21 protein-coding genes are annotated in these 19,752 nt (G+C 67.3%); 12 read left to right on the forward strand and 9 right to left on the reverse strand.

Annotation, left to right across the window (positions count from 1 at the left end; all coding sequences use genetic code 11):
• Positions 1 to 8: 8 nt before the first annotated feature.
• Positions 9 to 884 carry a cytochrome c oxidase subunit 3 gene (locus AC5P5W_RS10660; protein WP_005407793.1) on the forward strand — a complete coding sequence of 292 codons (876 nt, stop codon included), beginning with the start codon at positions 9 to 11 and terminating at the stop codon, positions 882 to 884.
• 20 nt (positions 885 to 904) lie between these two features.
• On the opposite strand, the gene AC5P5W_RS10665 is transcribed toward AC5P5W_RS10660, so the two are convergent.
• Entirely contained in the window at positions 905 to 1,123 is a 219-nt protein-coding gene (locus AC5P5W_RS10665; RefSeq protein WP_005412025.1) for a twin transmembrane helix small protein, read from the reverse strand.
• Between the two features lie 57 nt (positions 1,124 to 1,180).
• Between AC5P5W_RS10665 and AC5P5W_RS10670 the strand changes: the two genes are divergently transcribed.
• The 5 genes from AC5P5W_RS10670 to AC5P5W_RS10690 all read left to right on the forward strand — a co-directional run bounded on the left by AC5P5W_RS10670 (position 1,181) and on the right by AC5P5W_RS10690 (position 5,580).
• On the forward strand, positions 1,181 to 1,897 hold the full coding sequence (locus tag AC5P5W_RS10670) for an SURF1 family protein (protein ID WP_069118093.1): 717 nt from the start codon (positions 1,181 to 1,183) through the stop codon (positions 1,895 to 1,897).
• A gap of 95 nt (positions 1,898 to 1,992) precedes the next feature.
• The gene (locus AC5P5W_RS10675) at positions 1,993 to 2,562 is read left to right on the forward strand and encodes a redox-active disulfide-containing membrane protein (RefSeq protein WP_046428212.1); all 570 of its coding nucleotides are present in this window, start codon (positions 1,993 to 1,995) and stop codon (positions 2,560 to 2,562) included.
• Between the two features lie 10 nt (positions 2,563 to 2,572).
• A complete protein-coding gene (locus AC5P5W_RS10680) occupies positions 2,573 to 3,736 on the forward strand; it encodes a COX15/CtaA family protein (RefSeq protein WP_041863006.1) in 1,164 nt (387 codons plus the stop codon).
• A gap of 4 nt (positions 3,737 to 3,740) precedes the next feature.
• Complete coding sequence (cyoE, locus tag AC5P5W_RS10685) at positions 3,741 to 4,634, forward strand: heme o synthase (protein WP_049416773.1); 894 nt, start codon at positions 3,741 to 3,743, stop codon at positions 4,632 to 4,634.
• Between the two features lie 136 nt (positions 4,635 to 4,770).
• The gene (locus AC5P5W_RS10690; RefSeq protein WP_032957767.1) at positions 4,771 to 5,580 is read left to right on the forward strand and encodes a hypothetical protein; all 810 of its coding nucleotides are present in this window, start codon (positions 4,771 to 4,773) and stop codon (positions 5,578 to 5,580) included.
• A 115-nt stretch (positions 5,581 to 5,695) separates the two neighbouring features.
• On the opposite strand, the gene AC5P5W_RS10695 is transcribed toward AC5P5W_RS10690, so the two are convergent.
• From AC5P5W_RS10695 to rpsU, 6 genes are all read right to left on the reverse strand, one after another.
• A complete protein-coding gene (locus AC5P5W_RS10695; RefSeq protein WP_049408380.1) occupies positions 5,696 to 6,667 on the reverse strand; it encodes a bile acid:sodium symporter family protein in 972 nt (323 codons plus the stop codon).
• Positions 6,668 to 6,695: 28 nt separating this feature from the next.
• Positions 6,696 to 7,196 carry a protein tyrosine phosphatase family protein gene (locus tag AC5P5W_RS10700; protein WP_032957770.1) on the reverse strand — a complete coding sequence of 167 codons (501 nt, stop codon included), beginning with the start codon at positions 7,194 to 7,196 and terminating at the stop codon, positions 6,696 to 6,698.
• 27 nt (positions 7,197 to 7,223) lie between these two features.
• Entirely contained in the window at positions 7,224 to 8,963 is a 1,740-nt protein-coding gene (dnaG, locus tag AC5P5W_RS10705) for a DNA primase (RefSeq protein WP_032957772.1), read from the reverse strand.
• A 61-nt stretch (positions 8,964 to 9,024) separates the two neighbouring features.
• A complete protein-coding gene (locus AC5P5W_RS10710; RefSeq protein ID WP_197575272.1) occupies positions 9,025 to 9,945 on the reverse strand; it encodes a YihY/virulence factor BrkB family protein in 921 nt (306 codons plus the stop codon).
• 105 nt (positions 9,946 to 10,050) lie between these two features.
• Positions 10,051 to 10,494: a GatB/YqeY domain-containing protein gene (locus tag AC5P5W_RS10715; protein WP_014645703.1), complete on the reverse strand. Its 444-nt coding sequence runs from the start codon at positions 10,492 to 10,494 to the stop codon at positions 10,051 to 10,053.
• A gap of 133 nt (positions 10,495 to 10,627) precedes the next feature.
• Positions 10,628 to 10,843: a 30S ribosomal protein S21 gene (gene rpsU, locus AC5P5W_RS10720; protein WP_002808376.1), complete on the reverse strand. Its 216-nt coding sequence runs from the start codon at positions 10,841 to 10,843 to the stop codon at positions 10,628 to 10,630.
• Between the two features lie 166 nt (positions 10,844 to 11,009).
• Between rpsU and tsaD the strand changes: the two genes are divergently transcribed.
• A complete protein-coding gene (gene tsaD, locus AC5P5W_RS10725; protein WP_032957776.1) occupies positions 11,010 to 12,035 on the forward strand; it encodes a tRNA (adenosine(37)-N6)-threonylcarbamoyltransferase complex transferase subunit TsaD in 1,026 nt (341 codons plus the stop codon).
• A 33-nt stretch (positions 12,036 to 12,068) separates the two neighbouring features.
• On the opposite strand, the gene AC5P5W_RS10730 is transcribed toward tsaD, so the two are convergent.
• Positions 12,069 to 12,734, reverse strand: a complete 666-nt coding sequence (locus AC5P5W_RS10730) for a hypothetical protein (RefSeq protein ID WP_197575273.1) — start codon at positions 12,732 to 12,734, stop codon at positions 12,069 to 12,071.
• 357 nt (positions 12,735 to 13,091) lie between these two features.
• Between AC5P5W_RS10730 and folB the strand changes: the two genes are divergently transcribed.
• From folB to AC5P5W_RS10750, 4 genes are all read left to right on the forward strand, one after another.
• Positions 13,092 to 13,445, forward strand: coding sequence for a dihydroneopterin aldolase (folB, locus tag AC5P5W_RS10735; protein ID WP_005407807.1), 354 nt, complete (start codon positions 13,092 to 13,094; stop codon positions 13,443 to 13,445).
• Positions 13,446 to 13,536: 91 nt separating this feature from the next.
• Entirely contained in the window at positions 13,537 to 14,808 is a 1,272-nt protein-coding gene (locus AC5P5W_RS10740; RefSeq protein ID WP_164077713.1) for a mechanosensitive ion channel domain-containing protein, read from the forward strand.
• A gap of 128 nt (positions 14,809 to 14,936) precedes the next feature.
• Positions 14,937 to 17,111, forward strand: coding sequence for a glycoside hydrolase family 3 N-terminal domain-containing protein (locus AC5P5W_RS10745; RefSeq protein WP_014645707.1), 2,175 nt, complete (start codon positions 14,937 to 14,939; stop codon positions 17,109 to 17,111).
• A gap of 130 nt (positions 17,112 to 17,241) precedes the next feature.
• Complete coding sequence (locus tag AC5P5W_RS10750; RefSeq protein ID WP_049441418.1) at positions 17,242 to 17,793, forward strand: hypothetical protein; 552 nt, start codon at positions 17,242 to 17,244, stop codon at positions 17,791 to 17,793.
• Between the two features lie 110 nt (positions 17,794 to 17,903).
• On the opposite strand, the gene AC5P5W_RS10755 is transcribed toward AC5P5W_RS10750, so the two are convergent.
• Positions 17,904 to 19,070 carry a PQQ-dependent sugar dehydrogenase gene (locus AC5P5W_RS10755; protein WP_197575139.1) on the reverse strand — a complete coding sequence of 389 codons (1,167 nt, stop codon included), beginning with the start codon at positions 19,068 to 19,070 and terminating at the stop codon, positions 17,904 to 17,906.
• A gap of 168 nt (positions 19,071 to 19,238) precedes the next feature.
• Between AC5P5W_RS10755 and yiaA the strand changes: the two genes are divergently transcribed.
• Positions 19,239 to 19,691: an inner membrane protein YiaA gene (gene yiaA, locus AC5P5W_RS10760; RefSeq protein WP_014645710.1), complete on the forward strand. Its 453-nt coding sequence runs from the start codon at positions 19,239 to 19,241 to the stop codon at positions 19,689 to 19,691.
• Positions 19,692 to 19,752 lie beyond the last annotated feature (61 nt).

A 19,752-nucleotide genomic window follows, 5' to 3' on the forward strand; every position in this document is an offset into this window, starting at 1 on the left:
ATACCGACATGGCCCAGACACCGACCGACGCCAACGTGTACTTCGTCCCGGCCCAGAGCAAATGGCCGTTCGTGGGTTCCATCGCCATGATGGTGACCATGGTGGGCGTGGCCAGCTGGCTCAACGATGCCAGCTGGGGACGCTGGACGTTCTACATCGGCATCGCGATGCTGGTGCTGACCCTGTTCTGGTGGTTCAGCGACGTGGTGCGCGAATCGCAGGCCGGCAACTACAACCACCAGGTCGACGGATCATTCCGGATGGGGATGATCTGGTTCATCTTCTCCGAGGTGATGTTCTTCGGCGCGTTCTTCGGCGCGCTGTTCTACACCCGCAACCTGGGCCTGTCGTGGCTCAGTGGCGAAGGCCGTGGGGTCATGACCAACGAGCTGCTCTGGCAGGGCTATTCCGCCGGATGGCCGACCAATGGCCCGGCGGCGATCGGTGGCGCGTTCCAGACCATCCCGGCCTGGGGCCTGCCACTGATCAATACGCTGATCCTGTTGACCTCCGGCGTGACCCTGACCATCGCCCACCACGCACTGAAGGCCGGCAACCGCCGCCAGCTGCTGATCTGGCTGGGCCTGACCGTGGTGCTCGGCCTGGGCTTCCTGACCCTGCAGGCAGAGGAGTACATCCATGCCTACAAGGAACTGAACCTGACGCTCGGCTCCGGCATCTACGGGTCGACGTTCTTCATGCTGACCGGCTTCCACGGCGCGCACGTGCTGCTGGGCACGATCATGCTGATCGTGATGTGGCTGCGTTCGGCCAAGGGACACTTCACCCGCGACAACCATTTCGGTTTCGAAGCCGCCGCGTGGTACTGGCACTTCGTCGACGTGGTGTGGCTGATGCTGTTCCTGTTCGTCTACGTGCTTTGATCAGGCGCGCATCGGTGGTCTCAGCCGCCGATGCCGTGTGGTTTGATCCAGCCCATGTAGATGCTCACGATCACCAGCAGGATCAACGCTACCGACACCGCGATGCGGCGCGTCAGTGCATTGACCGTGCGCTTGGTCTGGCCGCGGTCGACCAGCAGGTAGTACAGGCCGGCGCCCAGATTCCAGACGATGACGATCAGAAACGCGATTACCAGCAGGGTCTTCAGCGAATCACTCATGCGCGGCTCGAGGGCAGGGTGGATGTGCCTATCTGACCGCGTTTGCGCGGACTTGTCATGATGCGCCAGCACACGCGCGTGTTCGGATGGTTGCTGGCCGTGCTGGCGATGGCCGGATTCACCGCATTGGGGCTGTGGCAGCTGCAGCGCATGCATGCCAAACAGGCAATGTTGGATGCACAGGGTCCAGCCGTGGCACAGGCGTTGCCGCTGTCGCAGGCCCTGGCGGCGCCCGGCGCGTTGCACGGCGTGGCCGACCACGGTCGCTTCCTGCCCGGCGTGGTACTGCTGGACAACCAGATCCGGCATGGCCGCGCTGGCGTGAAGATCTATCGCCCCTTCCGCAGTGACGACGGCAGCGTGCTGCTGGTCGACCTCGGTTGGCGTGCGCTGCCGCCGGATCGCACGCTTCCGGAGGTGCCGTCGCCGCCTTCGCCGGTGGCCGTGCGCGGGCTGCTCGCGCCGCCACCATCGGCGGGACTGCTACTGGGCCCGGCGTTCTCTGCTACCGGTGAGGCCGGGCGCTGGCTGGCCAGCCGGTTGCCGGACGACGGGCTGGCGCGCGCGCTGGGGCTGCAGGCGCTACCCGACCGCGTGCTGAGGCTGGACCCGGCGCTGCCCTTTGGCGACGAGCGCGATCTGGACCTGCTGCCGAACACGCTGCCGCCTCAGCGCCACCTGGGCTACGCCGTGCAGTGGTTCGGGCTGGCCCTGACCGTGCTGGTGGTGGCCGTGGTGCTGGAGCGGCGGCGGAGGCGCGTGATTACCCGGTAGTGCCGGCCGCTGGCCGGCAACCCCCGCAATCCTGGATGCCGGCCAGCGGCCGGCACTACCGGCATCCCCTACCCAACCATGAGAAAATGCCCCGCATGAACACTGCTACGTCCCCGCAGGCGCGCGGTTCCGGCCGCCGGACCCTGGTGCTGCTGTTTGCCGTGTTCTTCGGGGCGATGGCACTGGCCGCCGTGCTGCGCTTCTCCGGCTGGCAGCCGACCGGGCACCGCAATGCCGGCCAGCTGCTGAAGCCGCCGGTGGACCTGCGCCAGCAGGCGCCGACCCTGGCCAGCGGCCAGTCCTACCCCTGGAACCCCGAGGCCCGTACCTGGCGCCTGCTGGTGGCGCCGGCCGGTGCCTGCGACGCGCAGTGCGTCACTTTGTCGCAGGGACTGGGCAAGGTGTGGCAGCTGTTCGGCCATAACGCCGATAATGTCGAGATCCTGTGGCTGGGTACGCCACCGGCGTCGATCGCCTCGCTGCCCGCGCTGCGGCCGCTGGCTCCGTCGCCAGCCCTGCGCGCGGCGTTGCCGGGCGTCGATGATCCGGCGGGACTGCCGGTCTACGTGATCGATCCGAACGGCTTCGTGATCATGCGCCATGCCCCGGGTTCCGACCTCGGTGGCCTGCGCAAGGACATGGCCACGTTGCTGAAACTGAAGTGAGTCCCGTTTGATGAGCCTTTCCGCGCGTCCGGCGCTGCACCGCAATTTCCACCGCCTGGCGTGGTTCGCCATGATCATGACCGCGAGCACGATCATGTTCGGCGCCTTCGTGCGCCTGTCCGATGCCGGCCTGAGCTGCCCGGACTGGCCGACCTGCTATGGCCAGGCCACCTGGCCGCAGCACGTGGAAGAGACCATCGGCCACCCGGCGGCGGAGATCCGCCCGCTGGAGACCCACAAGGCCTGGCGAGAACAGGTGCATCGCTTCCTGGCCGGCGCGCTGGGCATCGAGATCCTGACCCTGGCGCTGCTGGCCACGCGCAAGCGGCGATTCGGAAGCACGGCGGTGGTGACCGCCTGCGTGCTGGTGGCCGCCGGCATACCGCTGTACATGATGGGCTGGCACGGCACCGCCAGTGCCCTGGCCTTGACCGGCGAGGCGATCCTGCTGATCGCCGCGCTGCGCTGGAGCAACATCGATCTCGCACGTGCGGCGCTGCTGACCTTGGCGGTGGTGATCTTCCAGGCCCTGCTGGGCATGTGGACGGTGACCCTGCTGCTCAAACCCATCGTGGTGATGGGCCATCTGCTGGGCGGCATGCTGATGTTCGGCCTGCTGGTGTGGATGGCCTGGCGCGCGACGCACATGCCGATCACCCTGGCTGAAGCGCCGAAGCTGAAGTGGCTGATGCGCATCGGCGTGGCGGTGCTGGTTACCCAGATCGCGCTGGGTGGTTGGGTCAGCGCCAACTACGCCGCACTCGCCTGCGGCGGTGGCAGCGCCTCGCTGGACAACTTCCCGCGCTGCGCCAACCAGTGGTGGCCGCAGCACAACTTCGTCGAAGGCTTCACCCTGTGGCGCGGCATCGGCGTGGATTACGAAGGCGGTGTGCTGGATGGCGCTTCGCGCATCGCCATCCAGATGGCGCACCGCCTGTTCGCGGTGGTGGTGGCCGTCTACCTGCTGTGGCTTGGCGTGCGCCTGTTCCGGTTGCCGAGCATGCGTGGCTGGGCCAGCGCGCTGATCGCGCTGCTGGTGCTGCAGGTCACGCTCGGCATCCTCAACGTGAAGCTGGCGCTGCCGCTGGAAGTGGCCGTGGCCCACAACGGCGTGGCCGTTGCCCTGTTGTTCGTACTGGTCAGCCTGCTGGCCCGCCTGCGTGCCCCGGACTGATTCCATGTTTTCCAATTACCGCCAGTACTGGGACCTGACCAAGCCCAAGGTCGTCGCCCTGATCGTCTTCACCGCCCTGGTCGGCATGGTCCTGGCCATCCCCGGCGTGCCGAGCTGGGAGCAGGTGCGCGCCGGCCTGCTCGGCTTCCTCGGCATCTGGCTGGCGGCCTCGGCCGCGGCCGCCATCAACCAGCTGCTGGACGCGCACATCGATGCGCAGATGGCGCGCACCTCGTGGCGCCCGCTGGTGGTGGGCAAGGTCAAGCCGTGGCAGGTGCTGGTGTTTGCCGGCGTGCTGATCGTGCTGTCGATGACCATCCTGGTGCTGTGGGTGAACCTGATCACCGCAGTGCTGACCTTCGCCTCGCTGATCGGCTACGCGGTGATCTACACCGTGTACCTCAAGCGTGCGACCTCGCAGAACATCGTCATCGGTGGCCTGGCCGGCGCGATGCCGCCGATGCTGGGCTGGGCCGCAGTGACCGGCATGCAGGGTTCGTCGGACTGGGCGTACTCGTCGCTGCTGGTGCTGATCATCTTCATCTGGACCCCGCCGCACTTCTGGGCGCTGGCGATCTTCCGCCGCGAGGATTACGCCAAGGCGGAGATCCCGATGCTGCCGGTGACCCACGGCGTGGCGCACACCCGCAAGCAGATCATGGTGTATTCGGTGGTGCTGGCGCTGGTCTGCCTGTTGCCATACCTGGTGGGCATGAGTGGTGCGTTCTACCTGGGCGGCGCGATCGTGCTCAACGCCGTGTTCCTCTGGTACGCCTGGCGCATGCTCGACCCGCCGGATGAGCTGTTCTCGATGAAGATGTTCTATTACTCCATCGTCTACCTGATGGCGCTGTTTGCCTTCCTGCTGGTGGACCACTGGATCCTGCCCTGGCTGTGACCTCGGGGTCGGATCCCCGAAGGGGCTCTGACCCCACCTGATCGCGCGGACATCCTCGCATGACGTGGATCACCTTGAACCGCCGTCTCGGCGTCGCCATTGCTGTTCCTGACCCCAGGGAAAGGAAGCAGCAGGGATGCATTCGTTCTTCCGTTGGACCACCGCGCTGATGCTGGCGCTGGGCATGGCCGTGACCGCGCATGCCGACGACACTACCGCGCAGATCCGCCAATACGCCGCTGGCCATCGCATGCTGGTGCTGGGCGAATTCCACGGCACACGCGAGACGCCACTGCTGGTGCGGCAGCTGGTGGACGACTACAGCCGCAATGGCGCGCCGGTCCTGCTGGCGCTGGAACTGCCACGCGCCGAGAACCCTGTGCTGCGCGACTATCTGGAATCCGATGGCGGGGCCGCGGCGCGCCGGCACCTGCGCGGCCGCGCGTTCTGGACCGTGCGCGATGACCAGCATGATGGTCGCCGCAGCCGCGACATGCTGGCGATGATCGAAGGCCTGCGTGTGCTGAAGGCGCAGGGGCGCGTGATCGAAGTGGTTGGCTATGACGTCAATGCCAGCAGTGGCGGCAACCAGGCGCGCGATGACTTCATGGCAGCCGAATTGCGACGGCTCTATCGAGGGTTGCCAGACAATGCACGCATGCTGGTGCTGACTGGCAATGTCCACGCCATGCTGCGGCGGCCGGAAGGTATGCCGCCGGAAATGCAGAGGCGGCCGATGGCCTCCCAGCTGCGGGACCTGGATATCTACAGCGTGCGGTTGGGTGCGCTGCGTGGCCAGGCGTGGGCGTGCGCGGACCGTTGCATGGCGCGGCCACTTCCAGAGCAGGTGGCCCCGCGGCTGCGGGGCGATACCCATGCGGAACGGGCGTACGACCTGTGGGTGTGGATGCCGGAGCTGAGCGTCGGCACGCTCGTGGATCCGTAGCGTCAGGCAACCCATCCACGCATGGCGTGGATCTACTGTGGTTCACGCCATCCGTGGTATGGAGTAGATCCACGCCATGCGTGGATGGTCTACCCGGAACAACCCGCGCGCCCTGTCAGGGCTTGCGCCGCGCATACCGCTGCGCGATCACACCGCAGACGATCAGCTGGATCTGGTGGTAGATCATCACCGGCAGCACGATGGCGCCGAGACTGCCGCCGGCGAACAGCACCTTGGCGATCGGCACGCCGGTGGCCAGGCTCTTCTTCGAGCCGCAGAACACGATGGCGATCTCGTCCTCGCGGTTGAAGCGCAGGCGACGAGCGATGAAGGTGATCAGCGGCATGGCGATGCCCAGCAGCACGGCGGCCACCACCGCCACAGCCAGCAGCGACAGCAGCGGGGTCTTGCTCCACAGGCCTTCGGTCACCGCTTCGCCGAACGCCGAGTACACCACCAGCAGGATGGTGGCCTGGTCGGTGTAGCGCAGCAGCGCGCGCTGGCGTTCCACCCAGCCGGCAATCCACGGCCGCAGCAGGTGGCCGGCCACGAACGGCACCAGCAGCTGCAGCATGATGCCGCCGATCGCATGCAGCGGATCATGGATGCCACCCGAGGTGCCGGCCAGCGCGGTCAGCAGCAGCGGGGTCAGGAACACGCCGAGGATGCTCGACAGCGAAGCGCTGCACACCGCTGCGGGCACGTTGCCATGCGCCATCGAAGTGAACGCGATGGACGACTGCACGGTGGAGGGCAGGGTGCACAGGAACAGCACGCCCAAGTACAGCTCCGGGGTCAGCAGCCAGCCCGACAGCGGCTTGAACATCAGCCCCAGCAGCGGGAACAGGATGAAGGTGCAGGCCAGGATGGTCAGGTGCAGCCGCCAGTGCAGCATACCGCCGATGATCGACTCGCGCGGCAGGCGCGCGCCATGCAGGAAGAACAGTGCAGCGATGGCGACGGTGGTGACATCGTCGAGGACGATGGCGGCGGCGCCCTTCATCGGCAGCAGCGAGGCCAGGCCGACGGTGCACAGCAGGGCGAGGGTGAAGTTGTCCGGTCGCAGGCGCGACCACCAGCGTGTCATGGTGGGCAGGGTCCTTGGTGCGGAGGGTTCAGGGCGAGGTGACCGGCGTGGCCAGGCGTTGGCGGGTGGCGGCTTCCAGCGACTTCAGGCCAGCACGCTGGCCCAGCTGAAGGGCCTGTTCGGGGCTGGCATGTTCGTACCGTGCATTGACCAGGCCGAGCACGGCGCCGGCGCGGTTGCCGGACGCACAGTGCAGCAGCACCGGCCCCTGGCTCTGCTGCAGGGCCAGGTGCACGGCGCGCACGTTGGCCGTATCCAGGCCATCGGCGCCGGCCACCGGAATGCGCACGTAGCGCAGGCCCAATGATTCGGCGACGCGGGTTTCATCGAAGCCCCGGTCCTCGCCGGGCTGGCGCAGGTCGATCACAGTGCGCACGCCCTGTGCAGCCAAGGCCTGCAGCTGTGCGGCGCTGGGCTGGCCGCCGGCATACAGGCCGGGGCGGACTTCGTTGAGGGGCGCGTCTTCGGCCAGGGCCGTCAGTGACAGGCAGAGCGACAACAACAGCAGGCAGGTCAGGCGCAGCAGCATGGTCTTCTCCGTGAAAACGTTCTGCCGCTACAGGCGCAGTCCGGCGCGCGCCTTCAGTAGCTCGCGCAGTTCGTACTTGTCAGTATCGTCCAGGCCCTGCTGGCGCTGCTTTGCCAACAACTCCTCCAGACGTTGCACCAGCAGCTGTTTCTCCAGCTGTGCCACTGCGTCGTGCAGTTCCTGGGTCCAGCTGGCCTCGGTGCCGGGCAGCGTCTGTGCGGCCAGGGTATGCAGCGAGGCCTGTTCCTCGCGCCCGTCGAAGTGTTCCAGCAGGGCGCCGGTACTGATGTCCGGGCGCTGTTCGACCAGCCCCAGCAGCTCCAGCAGCAGTTCCACGCCGGGCAGGCGCAGGCCCTGGAAGTGGTGCTTGCCGCCCAGCGTCAGCGCCAGCGACGGCTGCTGCAGCAGTACGGCGATCGCGCCGCGCACCAGGCTGCGCTTGGCCACGGGCTGGATCGTCCGCTGCGGCTGGCGTTGCGGCATCGGCGCGCGCGTGGCCTGGGCAGTACCGCCCAGGCCGGTCAGCTGCGCCAGCTGCTGCTTCATCAGGTCGCCAAAGGCGCCGTCGGGAATCTGCGCCAGCATCGGCTTGGCGCGTTCGGCCAGGCGTGCCTTGCCATCGAGCGTGCCCAGGTTGATCTCGCGGGTCAGTTCATCGAAGAAGAACTGCGACAGCGGCGTAGCCTGCTTCAGGCGCTCGTTGAACGCTTCGGCGCCTTCCTTGCGCACGATGGTGTCCGGGTCCTCGCCATCGGGCAGGAACAGGAAGAACGCCTGGCGGCCATCCTTCATGCGCGGCAGCACCGATTCCAGCGCCTTCCAGCCGGCGCGGCGGCCGGCGGCGTCGCCGTCGAAGCAGAAGAACACGTCCGGTGCGTTGCGGAACAGCAGCTCGGCATGGTCCGGCGTGGTCGCGGTACCCAGGGTTGCCACCGCCTGGGTGACGCCGAACTGGAACAGCGAGACCACGTCCATGTAGCCCTCGACCACGATCAGCCGCTCGATCTTCTGGTTGGCCTGGCGCACCTGCCACAGGCCGTACAGTTCGCGGCCCTTGTGGAACAGCGCGGTCTCGGGCGAGTTGAGGTACTTGGGGCCGTCGTCCTTCTCGAACACGCGGCCGCCGAAGGCGATCACCCGGCCACGGCGGTCGAAGATCGGGAACATCACCCGGTCGCGGAACTTGTCGTAGACGTGGCCGCGGTCGTTCTTGGAGAACAGGCCGGCGCGGTCGAGCAGCTTCATGCGCCGCTCGTCCTTGCCCAGCGCGTCGCGCAGGCCGCTGTAGCCATCCGGCGCGTAGCCGATCTGGAAGCGCGCGCGGTTCTCTTCGTCCACGCCACGGCCATCCAGGTAGCTGCGGGCCTTCTCGCTGCCCTCCAGGTTCTTCTGGAAGAACTTGGTCGCCGCGTCCAGCGCCGAGTACAGCTCGCGGCTGTCGTCCTGCTGCTGCGGGCTGCGCGGATTCTCGTTGCGCGGCACTTCCATGCCGGCGCGCTTGGCCAGTTCATCCACCGCGTCGAGGAACTCGAGGCGGTCGTAGTTCATCAGGAAGCTGATCGCGGTGCCGTGCGCGCCACAGCCGAAGCAGTGATAGAACTGCTTGGTGGGCGAGACCGTGAACGACGCCGAGCGCTCGTCATGGAACGGGCAGCGCGCGGCGTACTCCTTGCCCTGGCGCTTCAACGGCACGCGGCTGCCCACCACCTCGACGATGTCGGTGCGGGCGAGCAGGTCGTCGATGAAAGCGTCGGGGATACGGGCCATGGGCAACAGGACAGGGCGCGGTGCAGGACCACGCGACGGAACCGGGGGCGGTCGGCCTAGTTTACCCCCTGTCGGGCACCTGGCTGGCGGTTGCCGGATCAATGCCGGCTACGGCCAGGTGATGACGCGCGCGCAGGCGCTCATCGATCACCGCCGTCATCAGTGCGCCAACGAAGAACACGACGGTGGCGTAGTAGATCCAGACCAGCGAGATCACCAGCGCACCCATCGAGCCGTAGGCACTGCCGGGGGCCACGGTGGCGATGTAGACGCCGATGCCGTAGCGGCCCAGTGCGAACAGTGCCGAGGTGATGACGCCGCCGATGAAGGCCTGGCGCCAGGCCACGCGGCGGTCGGGCAGGTAGTGGTACATGAAGGCGAAGCCGACTGCGTAAAGCAGCAGGCTCGTGACATACCCCAGCGCGGGCAGGATCGAGGGCAGCTGGGCGAAGGCCACCTGCAGTACCGTGGTGGCCGTCATCGACAGGATCAGCAGGAAGCCCAGGGCCAGCACCACGCCGAACGAGAACACGCGCTTGCGCAGCCAGGCCTTGAGGCCTTCCAGGCGCTCGCCGCTGGTGCGGAAGATCAGGTTCAGTGCGTTCTGCAGCTGGGCGAACACGGCGGTGGCGCCGACGAACAGCAGCAGCGTGCTCCACACACCCGCCAGCGAGCCGACATCCGGCTGGTTGTCGGCGTTCTTCAGAACGGTTTCGGCCACGGTAGCCGCGCTGCTGCCGGCCACCGAGCTGATCTGGTCGATCAGCGCCTGCTGGGCCGGTGGGTACAGCGAGGCGGTCAGCCACAGCAGCAGCACCAGCAACGGTGCCATCGACAGCAGGGCGTAGAAGGAGACGGAAGCTGCCTGGGTCAGCACGTCGACGTCGATGAAGCGCTTGGCCACCGCCATCGGAAAGCTGTCCTGCAGGCGCTTGAGGTACTTGTGCAGGGACACGGGAACGTTGGGCTCGGGTTCAACCATGTGTGCGGTTGTAGCAGGCGACCGACGAAGGTGCGGTGAAGCGGGTGCATCAATGGGGTCAGAGCCCTTCCGCGCTGCGGAAGGGATCCGACCCCAGGTGCTGGATTACGCCAGCAGCTGCTTGACCAGCTTGGAGACCAGGCCCATGTCGGCCTGGCCGGCGAGCTTGGGCTTCAGCGCGCCCATCAGCTTGCCCATGTCGGCCGGGCCGGCGGCACCGGTCTCGGCGATGGCGGCCTGGATGGCGGCCACGATCTCGGCCTCGCCCATCTTGGCCGGCAGGTAGGCTTCGATGACCACGATCTCGGCGCGCTCGATCTCGGCCAGGTCTTCGCGGTTGGCGGCTTCGTACTGGCTGACCGAGTCCTTGCGCTGCTTGACCATCTTGTCGAGCACGGCGATCACGGCGGTGTCGTCCAGCTCGATGCGCTCGTCCACTTCGCGCTGCTTGATGGCAGCGTTGATCAGGCGGATCACGCCCAGCTTGTGCTTCTCGCCCGCCTTCATGGCGGCCTTCATGTCTTCGGTGAGCTGCTGCTTCATGCTCATGAGGAACCTCGTGGTGGTAGGTGGGGCGGGGCGGATGCCCGAACCCGGAAACGCAAAAAGCCGGCGACGCTCGCGCGTGCCGGCTTCGGCTCCATCGCGACAGGCAGGCCCGCCGCAATGAAGATGCGTCCGATCAGTACAGGCGCTGACGCTTGGTGACGTCGCGCGACGAGCGGCGCAGCTGACGCTTCACAGCAGCGGCGGCCTTGCGCTTGCGCTCCTGGGTCGGCTTTTCGTAGAACTCGCGCTTGCGGGTTTCGGCCAGCACACCGGCCTTTTCGCAAGTGCGCTTGAAGCGGCGAAGAGCAAACTCGAAGGGCTCGTTCTCGCGGACTTTGACGCTGGGCATGGAATCTCCGGGACACAGTAGAACCGGGTCACGCCCGGCGAGCCGCACATTATAGCGGCGAAACGACAAACTGCAAGCGGCCAACCCTGAATACGGGCCGGGGGTTCGAAAGCAGTGAGATCTGCACGTCCCCCGAGGGGGCGGCAGGGGCGTCATAATAGCAGGCATGCGAGTCCTTGGCATCGAATCTTCCTGTGATGAGACCGGCGTGGCGGTGTATGACACCGACCTGGCCGGCAGCGCGGCCCTGCGCGCCCATGCGGTCTACAGCCAGATCGCCCTGCACGCCGAATACGGTGGTGTGGTGCCCGAGCTGGCCAGCCGCGACCATGTCCGCAAGCTGCTGCCACTGGTACGCCAGACCCTGGCCGATGCCGGCCTGGGCGTGGGCGATATCGATGGCGTGGCCTACACCGCCGGTCCCGGCCTGGTCGGCGCGCTGCTGGTGGGCGCTGGCGTGGCGCGTTCGCTGGCCTGGGCGCTGGAGGTGCCGGCCGTGGGCGTACACCATATGGAAGGCCACCTGCTGGCCCCGCTGATGGAAGACGACCCGCCGGAAGCGCCGTTCGTGGCCCTGCTGGTGTCCGGTGGCCACACCCAGCTGGTGGCGGTGGATGCGATCGGCCAGTACCGCCTGCTGGGCGAGACCCTGGACGACGCGGCCGGCGAGGCCTTCGACAAGACCGCCAAGCTGATGGGTCTGCCGTACCCGGGCGGCCCGCAGCTGGCCAGGCTGGCCGAGCAGGGCACGCCGGGCGCGTACCGCTTCGCGCGGCCGATGACCGACCGCCCTGGGCTGGATTTCAGCTTCTCCGGCCTGAAGACCCAGGTCCTGATGGCCTGGCGCGACAGTGACCAGAGCGAGCAGACCCGCGCCGACATCGCCCGGGGCTTTGAGGACGCGGTGGTCGAGACCCTGTCGATCAAGTGCGAGCGCGCACTGGAAGCGGCCGGGACCAACGTGATCGTGGTGGCCGGCGGCGTCGGCGCCAACACGCGCCTGCGCGCCCGCCTGCAGCAGATGGCCGAGCGCCTCGGCGGCCGTGCCTGCTTCCCGCGGCCGGCACTGTGCACCGACAACGGGGCGATGATCGCCTTCGCCGGCGCGCTGCGCCTGCAGGCCGGCCAGCACAGCCCGCCGAAGGTGGATGTGACCCCGCGCTGGGACATGGCGACCCTGCCGGCGGTCTGAGCCGGTGGCGCCGGGCCATGCCCGGCGGACGCATTACCGATGCACTGCCAACGGCGACGCCGCCAGCACGGTTGTCGCCCGCTCATGGCGCTGCAGCCAGCCCAGCGTGTGTGGGCAGCGGGCATGGATCAGCCGCCCGATCGCGGCCAGGTCGGCGCCGATGTCACGTTCCAGGACCGGCTCGTGGTGGGCGATGCGGTTGCGCAGGTGGCGGATGCGTCCGATATCCGCATGGATGGCTTTCCTTACGGCACTGGGATGAGCAGAGGGAGCATGCTGCAGAACCCTGCTGAGTGCGGGTATCCAAAGCGTGGAGTCGAAGCGACAGGTGAAGAGCTGCTGCCAGAACACCATCGGCAGGTTGGCGACGATCCCGGGTGTATCGGTTACGCGGCTGGCAAGTTGTTCCAGTACCGTGCGCGGAGAAGTACTGGATGAGGTTGGCAGCCTCCGTCGGAAGGCACCATTCCAGGGCCAACGCGGGCCATGCTGCCTGGCGAGCACAGCTGCAGCGGCGTTGCGGGTGACCACTTCGCACAGATGGACCGGCATCATCAGTGCACTGCACATCCGCATGTTCCACAGGTACAGGGATTCGGCCGTGACGTCGGGGCTGCAGGTCGATGCGATTCTCTCGTAAGTAGACAGACGCTCCGCTGACAACGCGCGCCGCAGTACATCGTATGGAGCCATCGTCATGTGCGGTGGTGAAGGAGGAATCGATGTTCGCGAGAGTGGGCGGCGGCGACCATCAGGGAACGTCCTTGTCCGCGCGGCTGATTTTCTGCGTTTTGCCTCGGACGAATACCTGACCTGTCCTGTCGGATTTGGCCTTGACCGGCGATCTGGTCCTTGCCTAATCTGCGTGCCTGCGCCACCGGGACTCGCGGCTGGATTTCAGCTCCCCCCGGGGACAAACGGTAGTACCAAAGGGCCCCGCTAGCAGGGCCCTTTGTTTTTTCCGGGCCACGCCACGCCGGTGGCCCACCGCCCGTTCCGGGCAGGCTCACCGCCGTGCCGTTACCATGGCCGCCTGTATTCGTGCCGGTAAGCGCAATGGACAAGGTTTTCATCGAGGGGCTGACGATCGACGCCCTGATCGGTATCTACGATTGGGAACGACGGATCCGCCAGGACCTGGTGTTCGACCTGGAAATGGGTTTCGACAACCGTCGCCCCGCTGCCACCGATGACATCGCCCACACCCTGAACTACAAGGCGGTGAGCAAGCGCCTGGAACAGTTCGTGCGCGAGTCGGAGTTCGGCCTGGTCGAGACCCTGGCCGAGCGCTGCGCGCAGATCGTGCTGGACGAATTCGACGTGAAGTGGCTGCGCCTGAAGCTGAGCAAGCCGGGCGCAGTGCGCGGCGCGCGCGCGGTGGGCGTGATCATCGAACGCACGCGGGACTGACCCGGTCGTGCCGGCCGCTGGCCGACAACCCCGGTAGTGCCGGCCGCTGGCTGGCAACCTTGGCAACAACGAAACAGACAGGAGACAACCGATGGTGGACGCGGTGGTGGCGGTACAGTGGCTGGAACGGCTGCAGAACACACTGGAACCCTATCCCGGCGCCTACCTGGCGTTGATGATCTCGGCGCTGCTGATCGCCGCTGGCCTGGCCAACTGGGTGACCAAGCGCATCCTGCTGCGCGGGCTGCGGCGGCTGCTGAGCCGCCTTCCGGGCGCTGACACTGGCCGCGGCAGCCACCTCATGCGGGTGATCTCGCGCCTGTCGAACGTGGTGCCCAGCCAGGTGATCGCCTCGGGCATCCGCATCGTGCCGGACCTGCCGCCGGGCCTGGTCAGCTTCATCATCGGCGCCTGCCAGGCGTGGGCGATCCTGACCGTGGTGCTGGCCATCTCGCATGCGCTGGATGCGGCCAACGATCTGTACGAGCGCCGCCCCGAGGCACGCAACAAGCCGATCAAGGGCTACCTGCAGGTCGCCAAGATCGTCCTCTTCGTGATCGCCGGCCTGTCGATCGTCGCTACCCTGGCGGGCGTCGACCTGCGCTATCTGGTCACCGGCCTGGGCGCGGCCACGGCGGTGCTGATGCTGATCTTCCAGGACACCATCCTGTCGCTGGTGGCCAGCGTGCAGATCAGTGGCGATGGCCGCGTGCGCATCGGCGACTGGATCGAGATGCCCAGCCAGAACGCCGACGGCGACGTCATCGACATCGCGCTGCACACCATCACCGTGCAGAACTTCGACAAGACCATCACCACCATCCCCACCAAGAAGCTGGTGACCGAGTCGTTCAAGAACTGGCGCGGCATGCAGGAGGCCGGCGGGCGCCGGATCAAGCGCGCGCTGCACCTGGACCAGCACAGCGTCGGCTTCCTGGACGAGGGTGACCTGGCCTTCCTCGGCGAGTTCGCGCTGCTGCGCGACTACCTGCGCGACAAGGAACAGGAACTGGGGCAGTGGAACGGGCGCCTGCGCGAGCAGGGCGTGGCCGAGGTCAACAGCCGCCGCGTGACCAACCTGGGTACGTTCCGGGCCTATGTGGAGCGCTACCTGCGCAGCCACCCGGGCATCCATACCGACATGACCCTGCTGGTACGGCAGCTGCAGCCGACCACCGAGGGCCTGCCGCTGGAGCTCTACTGCTTCACCCGCAGCACTGCCTGGGCCGAGTATGAGGCGGTGCAGTCGGACATCTTCGACCACCTGCTGGCGATCCTGCCGGCCTTCGGCCTGCGGGTATTCCAGGCCTCCAGTGACGCCATGTTGATGGCCGGGCAGCGCCAGTTGGCCGGCTCGGAGTAAGCTGCGGTGCCCCCGGCGGGGCCATACGGACCCCGCTGGTGGCTGAAACTGAATGAAGAAACCTCTCGCCAAACGGCTCGGGATCGCTAGAATGCCGGGCTTGTAAACGTTTTCATCAAGGACTGCCGGTGGCCTCCGATCGCATCGAATCCCTCATTGCCCAGATGACCGTCGAGGAAAAGGTCGGCCAGCTGGGTGTCTTCGCGGACATGGTCCGCCCGTTCGCCCCGGACGTGAACCCGGAAGCCAACGTGCGCAATGCCGACCAGGTGCTGCAGCAGGTGCGCGAGGGCAAGGTCGGCTCGCTGTTCAATGGTGTGGGCGCCGAACTGGGCCGCCGCATCCAGCAGGTCGCCACCGAGGAGAGCCGCCTGGGTATCCCGGTGATCCTGGCGGCCGACGTCATCCACGGCATGCGCACCGTGTTCCCGATTCCGCTGGGCGAGGCCGCCAGCTTCGAGCCGGACCTGGCCGAGCGCACCGCGCGCGCCACTGCGATCGAAGCCACCGCCGCGGGCCTGCACTGGACCTATGCGCCGGCCGTGGACATCGCCCGCGACCAGCGCTGGGGCCGTGGCGCCGAAGGTGCCGGCGAGGATGTGGTGCTGGGCTGTGCGTTCGCCGCCGCCCGCGTGCGTGGCTTCCAGGGCAGCGACCTGCGTGCGGCCGATTCGCTGCTGGCCACGCCCAAGCACTTCGCCGCCTACGGCGCGGTGATGGCCGGCATGGAATACAACATGGTGGACATCTCGCCGCAGACCCTGCGCGACGTGCACCTGCCGCCGTTCAAGGCCGCCTTCGAGGCCGGCGCGATCACCGTGATGTCCTCGTTCAATGACATCAATGGCGTGCCGGCCAGTGCCAATGCCGAACTGCTGACCGACATCCTGCGCGGCGAATGGAAGTTCCCGGGCGTGGTGATCTCCGACTATACCGCCGACATGGAACTGGTCGCGCACGGCTATGCCGCCGATGACCGCGATGCCACGGCCAAGGCGTTCACCGCCGGCCTGGACCTGAGCATGCAGAGCGGCTTCTATGCCGAGCACCTGCCCGGCCTGGTCGAGAGCGGCGAGGTGCCGATGGCGGTGCTGGATGAGGGCGTGCGCCGCATCCTGTGGCTGAAGGAGACCATCGGCCTGTTCGACGACCCGTACCGTTCGCTGGACCCGGCGCGCGAAGCGGATACCTCGCACATTGCCGCGCATGACGAACTGTCGCGCGATGCCGCGCGGCGTTCGATCGTGCTGCTGAACAACCGTGACAACGTGCTGCCGCTGCAGAAGACCGGGCAGAAGATCGCGCTGATCGGCCCGTTCGTGCAGGACCGCGAGAACATCGAAGGCTGCTGGACGCTGTTCGGCGACAAGCAGCGTTACGTGGACCTGGAAACCGGCGTGCGTGCCGCCATCGGCGACGAAGCGCTGCTGGAAATCGTGCCGGGCTGCGAACTGGAAGCCGCGATTCCGGGCGGCACGGAAGCCGCTGTGGCTGCCGCACTGCGTGCCGACGTGGTGGTGCTGGCGCTGGGCGAACCGCAGCGCTACAGCGGCGAAGCACAGTCGCGCGTGGAGATTACCCTGCCGCCGGCACAGCAGGCGCTGGCCGAGGCCGTGGCGATGACCGGCAAGCCGCTGGTGGTGCTGCTGCGCAATGGCCGCGCGCTGGCATTGCAGGGCGCAGTGCGCAATGCGCAGGCCGTGGCGGTGACCTGGTACCTGGGCACGCAGACCGGCCATGCCGTGGCCGATGTACTGTTCGGCGACTACAGCCCGTCCGGCCGCCTGCCGGTCAGCTTCCCGCAGGTGTCCGGCCAGCAGCCGTACTTCTACAACCACCCGCGCACCGGCCGTCCGGAACTGCCGACCATGTCGGAGTTCAAGGCGCGCTGGCGCGAGATTCCCAATGAACCGCTGTACCCGTTCGGCCATGGCATCGGCTACACCACCTTCGCCTACGGCGTGCCGCAGCTGAGCACGGCACAGCTCGGCTGGGACGACACCCTGACCATCACCACCGTGCTGACCAACACCGGCCGCGTGGCGGGCGAGGAAGTGGTGCAGCTGTACATCCATGATCGCGTGGCCAGCCGCGTGCGTCCGGTGCGTGAACTGAAGGACTTCCGCAAGGTGGCGCTGCAGCCGGGCGAGTCAGCCGAAGTGGTGTTCACCTTGACCCGCGAGCAACTGGCCTTCACCGGCCGCGACGGCGTGCTGCGTGCCGAGCCGGGCCAGTTCGACCTGTGGGTCTGTGCCTCGTCGGCCGCCGGCGAAGCGGTGCAGTTCGAGCTGCTGAAGGCCTGATCGAAAAAAAGGGGACGGAGGGGATTAAGTCGTTTGTGCCAAAACGACTTAATCCCCTCCGTCCCCTTTTTTTGTGGTCCTCACTGTGGCGGCGCTACCATCGGGCCTCCTGTTCCAATGGAGTGCGCGCATGCGCCGGATGGCCTACCTGATTCCCGCCCTGCTGCTGGCGGCCTGTTCGCAGCCGGCGCCGCCGGCCGAGCCTGCAGCGGATGCGCCGCCGCCGATGGAGGCCAGTGCTGCTTCGACACCTGCGGCTGAACCGGCGGCGCCGGCTGCCGAAGCCGCCGCTGCACCTGCCGCACCGGCAGCCGAGGTGTCCGCCGAGGATGCGCGTGCGCGCATCGAGTCGCTGCTCGGCGATGCCGCGCAGTTCGAAAAGGTCTTCAATGCGTTCAAGGCCGCCGTGGTCGGCGGTGATCGCGCCGCGGTGGTCGAGGAAGTGCGATTCCCCTTGAACATCAGCGGCGGAAAGAAGATCTCCGGCCCCGGAGAGTTCCAGCGCAACTACGAGAAGATCATCACGCCGGAGGTGGTCAAGGCGGTGTCCGAGCAGGACTTCGGCAAGGTGTTCGTCAACCAGCAGGGCGTGATGATCGGCAGCGGCCAGGTGTGGTTGAGCGGCCAGTGCCTGGACCAGGCCTGCACGAAGACCGAGGTGAAGGTCATCACCATCCAATGAATGCAGACGCCCCGCGTGCGGGGCCGTTTGGCAAGGGTAGTGCCGGCCGCTGGCCGGCAACCGCAGGATGCCGGAAGGATCCAGGGTGCCGGCCGGCGGCCGGCACTACCTCAGGTCTTCGGCGTGAGCTTCAGCAGGCGCGCCTTGCTGCCGTCTTCCAGCAGCCACAGCGCGCCGTCCGGGCCCTGTTCCACTTCGCGGATGCGCTCGCCCATGTTGAAGCGCTCGGCTTCGCGCGCGCTGTCGCCATCGAAGGCCACGCGCACCAGCGAGGTGGACGACAGGCCACCGATGAAGCCGCTGCCCTTCCACTGCGGGAACAGGCTGCCGCTGTAGATCACGAAGCCGGCCGGCGAGATCACCGGCGTCCAGGTCACCTTCGGCGCGGCGAATTCCGGGCGCGTATCGTGGTCGGGAATCGGCCGGCCGTCGTAATGGTCACCGTTGGAAACGATCGGGTAGCCGTAGTTGGCGCCACGCACGATCAGGTTCAGTTCGTCACCGCCGGCCGGGCCCATCTCGTGCGCCCACAGCTTGCCGTTGGCATCGAAGGCCATGCCGAGGATGTTGCGGTGGCCCAGCGACCACACCTGTGCGGCCACCCCGCCCTGCGACGCGAACGGATTGTCGGCGGGCAGGCTGCCATCGTCGTTGAGGCGGATGATCTTGCCGAGGTTGCTGCCCATGTCCTGGGACGGATCGAACTTCTGGCGCTCGCTGGAGCTGATCCACAGCTTGCCGTCCGGGCCGAAGGCGAGGCGATGCCCGTAGTGACCCTCACCGCTGACCTTTGGGCTCTGCCGCCAGATCACCTTCAGGTCCTTCAGCTGGCCACCGCCGTTGGCATCCAGTGCCAGCGTGGCCCGGGCCACCGCGGCACCGCGGGTATCCAGCGTGCCTTCCTCGGCATAGCTGACGTAAACGACATGATTCCGGGCGAAATCCGGGTGCAGGATGATGTCGCCGAAACCACCCTGGCCAGCATAGGCGACCTTCGGAACGCCGGTGATCTCGTGCTTCTGGCCGCTGGCCGGGTCCAGGTGCTGGAGCTTGCCGCGCTTTTCGGTGACCAGCAGGCTGCCGTCGGGCAGGAAGGTCATCGCCCAGGGCTGGTCGAAGCGGCTGACTTCGGTGGCGTTGAACGGGCGCTGGTCGGTGGCGGCAGAGGCCGCTGTGGCGGTCTGCGCACCGTTGGCGGCCGGATCGGCAGCATTGCAGGCGGAGGTGGCAAGGATCGGCACAAGGCCGAGGGCGAGCAGCAGGGGCGTGCGGGTCATGGGTATCTCCAGTGCGGGGATGCGGATGGCCGGGCTGTCCCTTGTATACCACCGGCACCGTGAGCGTCGTGGCCCGAAGGTCCTGCGCCCCCTGTGCGAGCGCGGCGGGATCGTCTAGGGTGGGCACGCCCGGGCAAAGCGTGCCCGCCTGCCTGCCAAGGACCTGCAATGAACACTGCCATGCCCCACAAGCCGTCCACCGCCTTCATCGCCGCCTCCTGGGTGGCCCTGCTGCTGGGGGCGGCGGCGTACCTGATCGGCCTGTTCAACGCCACGATGGCGCTCAACGAGAAGGGCTACTATCTGACCCTGCTGCTGTTCGGCCTGTTCGCGGCGGTGTCGCTGCAGAAGAGCGTGCGCGACCGCGTCGAAGGCATTCCGGTGAGTGGCCTGTACTACGCGCTGTGCTGGTTCGCGCTGCTGTCGGCGCTGATGCTGCTGCTGGTCGGCCTGTGGAATGCCACGCTGGCGCCGAGTGAGAAGGGCTTCTATGGCATGGCGTATGCGCTGTCGCTGTTCGGCGCGGTGGCGGTGCAGAAGAACACCCGCGACCTGATCGCCGCCGGTGGGGGCGAGAGCAAGCGCAGCGCCATCGTGCCGCCGCTGCCGGAACAGGAGTGATCGATCCGGTGTAGAGCCGGGCCATGCTCGGCTCAGTCGAGCGTGGCTCGACGTTACAGAC

The sequence above is a fragment of the Stenotrophomonas sp. YJH_SMC_123 genome, assembly GCF_059368215.1.

What these genes read in the sequence shown, in the direction of transcription:
- AC5P5W_RS10660 (WP_005407793.1), top strand. Translation starts at nt 9, where the DNA reads ATGGCCCAGACACCGACCGACGCCAACGTGTACTTCGTCCCGGCCCAG.
- AC5P5W_RS10665 (WP_005412025.1), bottom strand. Translation starts at nt 1,123, where the DNA reads ATGAGTGATTCGCTGAAGACCCTGCTGGTAATCGCGTTTCTGATCGTC.
- AC5P5W_RS10670 (WP_069118093.1), top strand. Translation starts at nt 1,181, where the DNA reads ATGATGCGCCAGCACACGCGCGTGTTCGGATGGTTGCTGGCCGTGCTG.
- AC5P5W_RS10675 (WP_046428212.1), top strand. Translation starts at nt 1,993, where the DNA reads ATGAACACTGCTACGTCCCCGCAGGCGCGCGGTTCCGGCCGCCGGACC.
- AC5P5W_RS10680 (WP_041863006.1), top strand. Translation starts at nt 2,573, where the DNA reads ATGAGCCTTTCCGCGCGTCCGGCGCTGCACCGCAATTTCCACCGCCTG.
- cyoE (WP_049416773.1), top strand. Translation starts at nt 3,741, where the DNA reads ATGTTTTCCAATTACCGCCAGTACTGGGACCTGACCAAGCCCAAGGTC.
- AC5P5W_RS10690 (WP_032957767.1), top strand. Translation starts at nt 4,771, where the DNA reads ATGCATTCGTTCTTCCGTTGGACCACCGCGCTGATGCTGGCGCTGGGC.
- AC5P5W_RS10695 (WP_049408380.1), bottom strand. Translation starts at nt 6,667, where the DNA reads ATGACACGCTGGTGGTCGCGCCTGCGACCGGACAACTTCACCCTCGCC.
- AC5P5W_RS10700 (WP_032957770.1), bottom strand. Translation starts at nt 7,196, where the DNA reads ATGCTGCTGCGCCTGACCTGCCTGCTGTTGTTGTCGCTCTGCCTGTCA.
- dnaG (WP_032957772.1), bottom strand. Translation starts at nt 8,963, where the DNA reads ATGGCCCGTATCCCCGACGCTTTCATCGACGACCTGCTCGCCCGCACC.
- AC5P5W_RS10710 (WP_197575272.1), bottom strand. Translation starts at nt 9,945, where the DNA reads ATGGTTGAACCCGAGCCCAACGTTCCCGTGTCCCTGCACAAGTACCTC.
- AC5P5W_RS10715 (WP_014645703.1), bottom strand. Translation starts at nt 10,494, where the DNA reads ATGAGCATGAAGCAGCAGCTCACCGAAGACATGAAGGCCGCCATGAAG.
- rpsU (WP_002808376.1), bottom strand. Translation starts at nt 10,843, where the DNA reads ATGCCCAGCGTCAAAGTCCGCGAGAACGAGCCCTTCGAGTTTGCTCTT.
- tsaD (WP_032957776.1), top strand. Translation starts at nt 11,010, where the DNA reads ATGCGAGTCCTTGGCATCGAATCTTCCTGTGATGAGACCGGCGTGGCG.
- AC5P5W_RS10730 (WP_197575273.1), bottom strand. Translation starts at nt 12,734, where the DNA reads ATGACGATGGCTCCATACGATGTACTGCGGCGCGCGTTGTCAGCGGAG.
- folB (WP_005407807.1), top strand. Translation starts at nt 13,092, where the DNA reads ATGGACAAGGTTTTCATCGAGGGGCTGACGATCGACGCCCTGATCGGT.
- AC5P5W_RS10740 (WP_164077713.1), top strand. Translation starts at nt 13,537, where the DNA reads ATGGTGGACGCGGTGGTGGCGGTACAGTGGCTGGAACGGCTGCAGAAC.
- AC5P5W_RS10750 (WP_049441418.1), top strand. Translation starts at nt 17,242, where the DNA reads ATGCGCCGGATGGCCTACCTGATTCCCGCCCTGCTGCTGGCGGCCTGT.
- AC5P5W_RS10755 (WP_197575139.1), bottom strand. Translation starts at nt 19,070, where the DNA reads ATGACCCGCACGCCCCTGCTGCTCGCCCTCGGCCTTGTGCCGATCCTT.
- yiaA (WP_014645710.1), top strand. Translation starts at nt 19,239, where the DNA reads ATGAACACTGCCATGCCCCACAAGCCGTCCACCGCCTTCATCGCCGCC.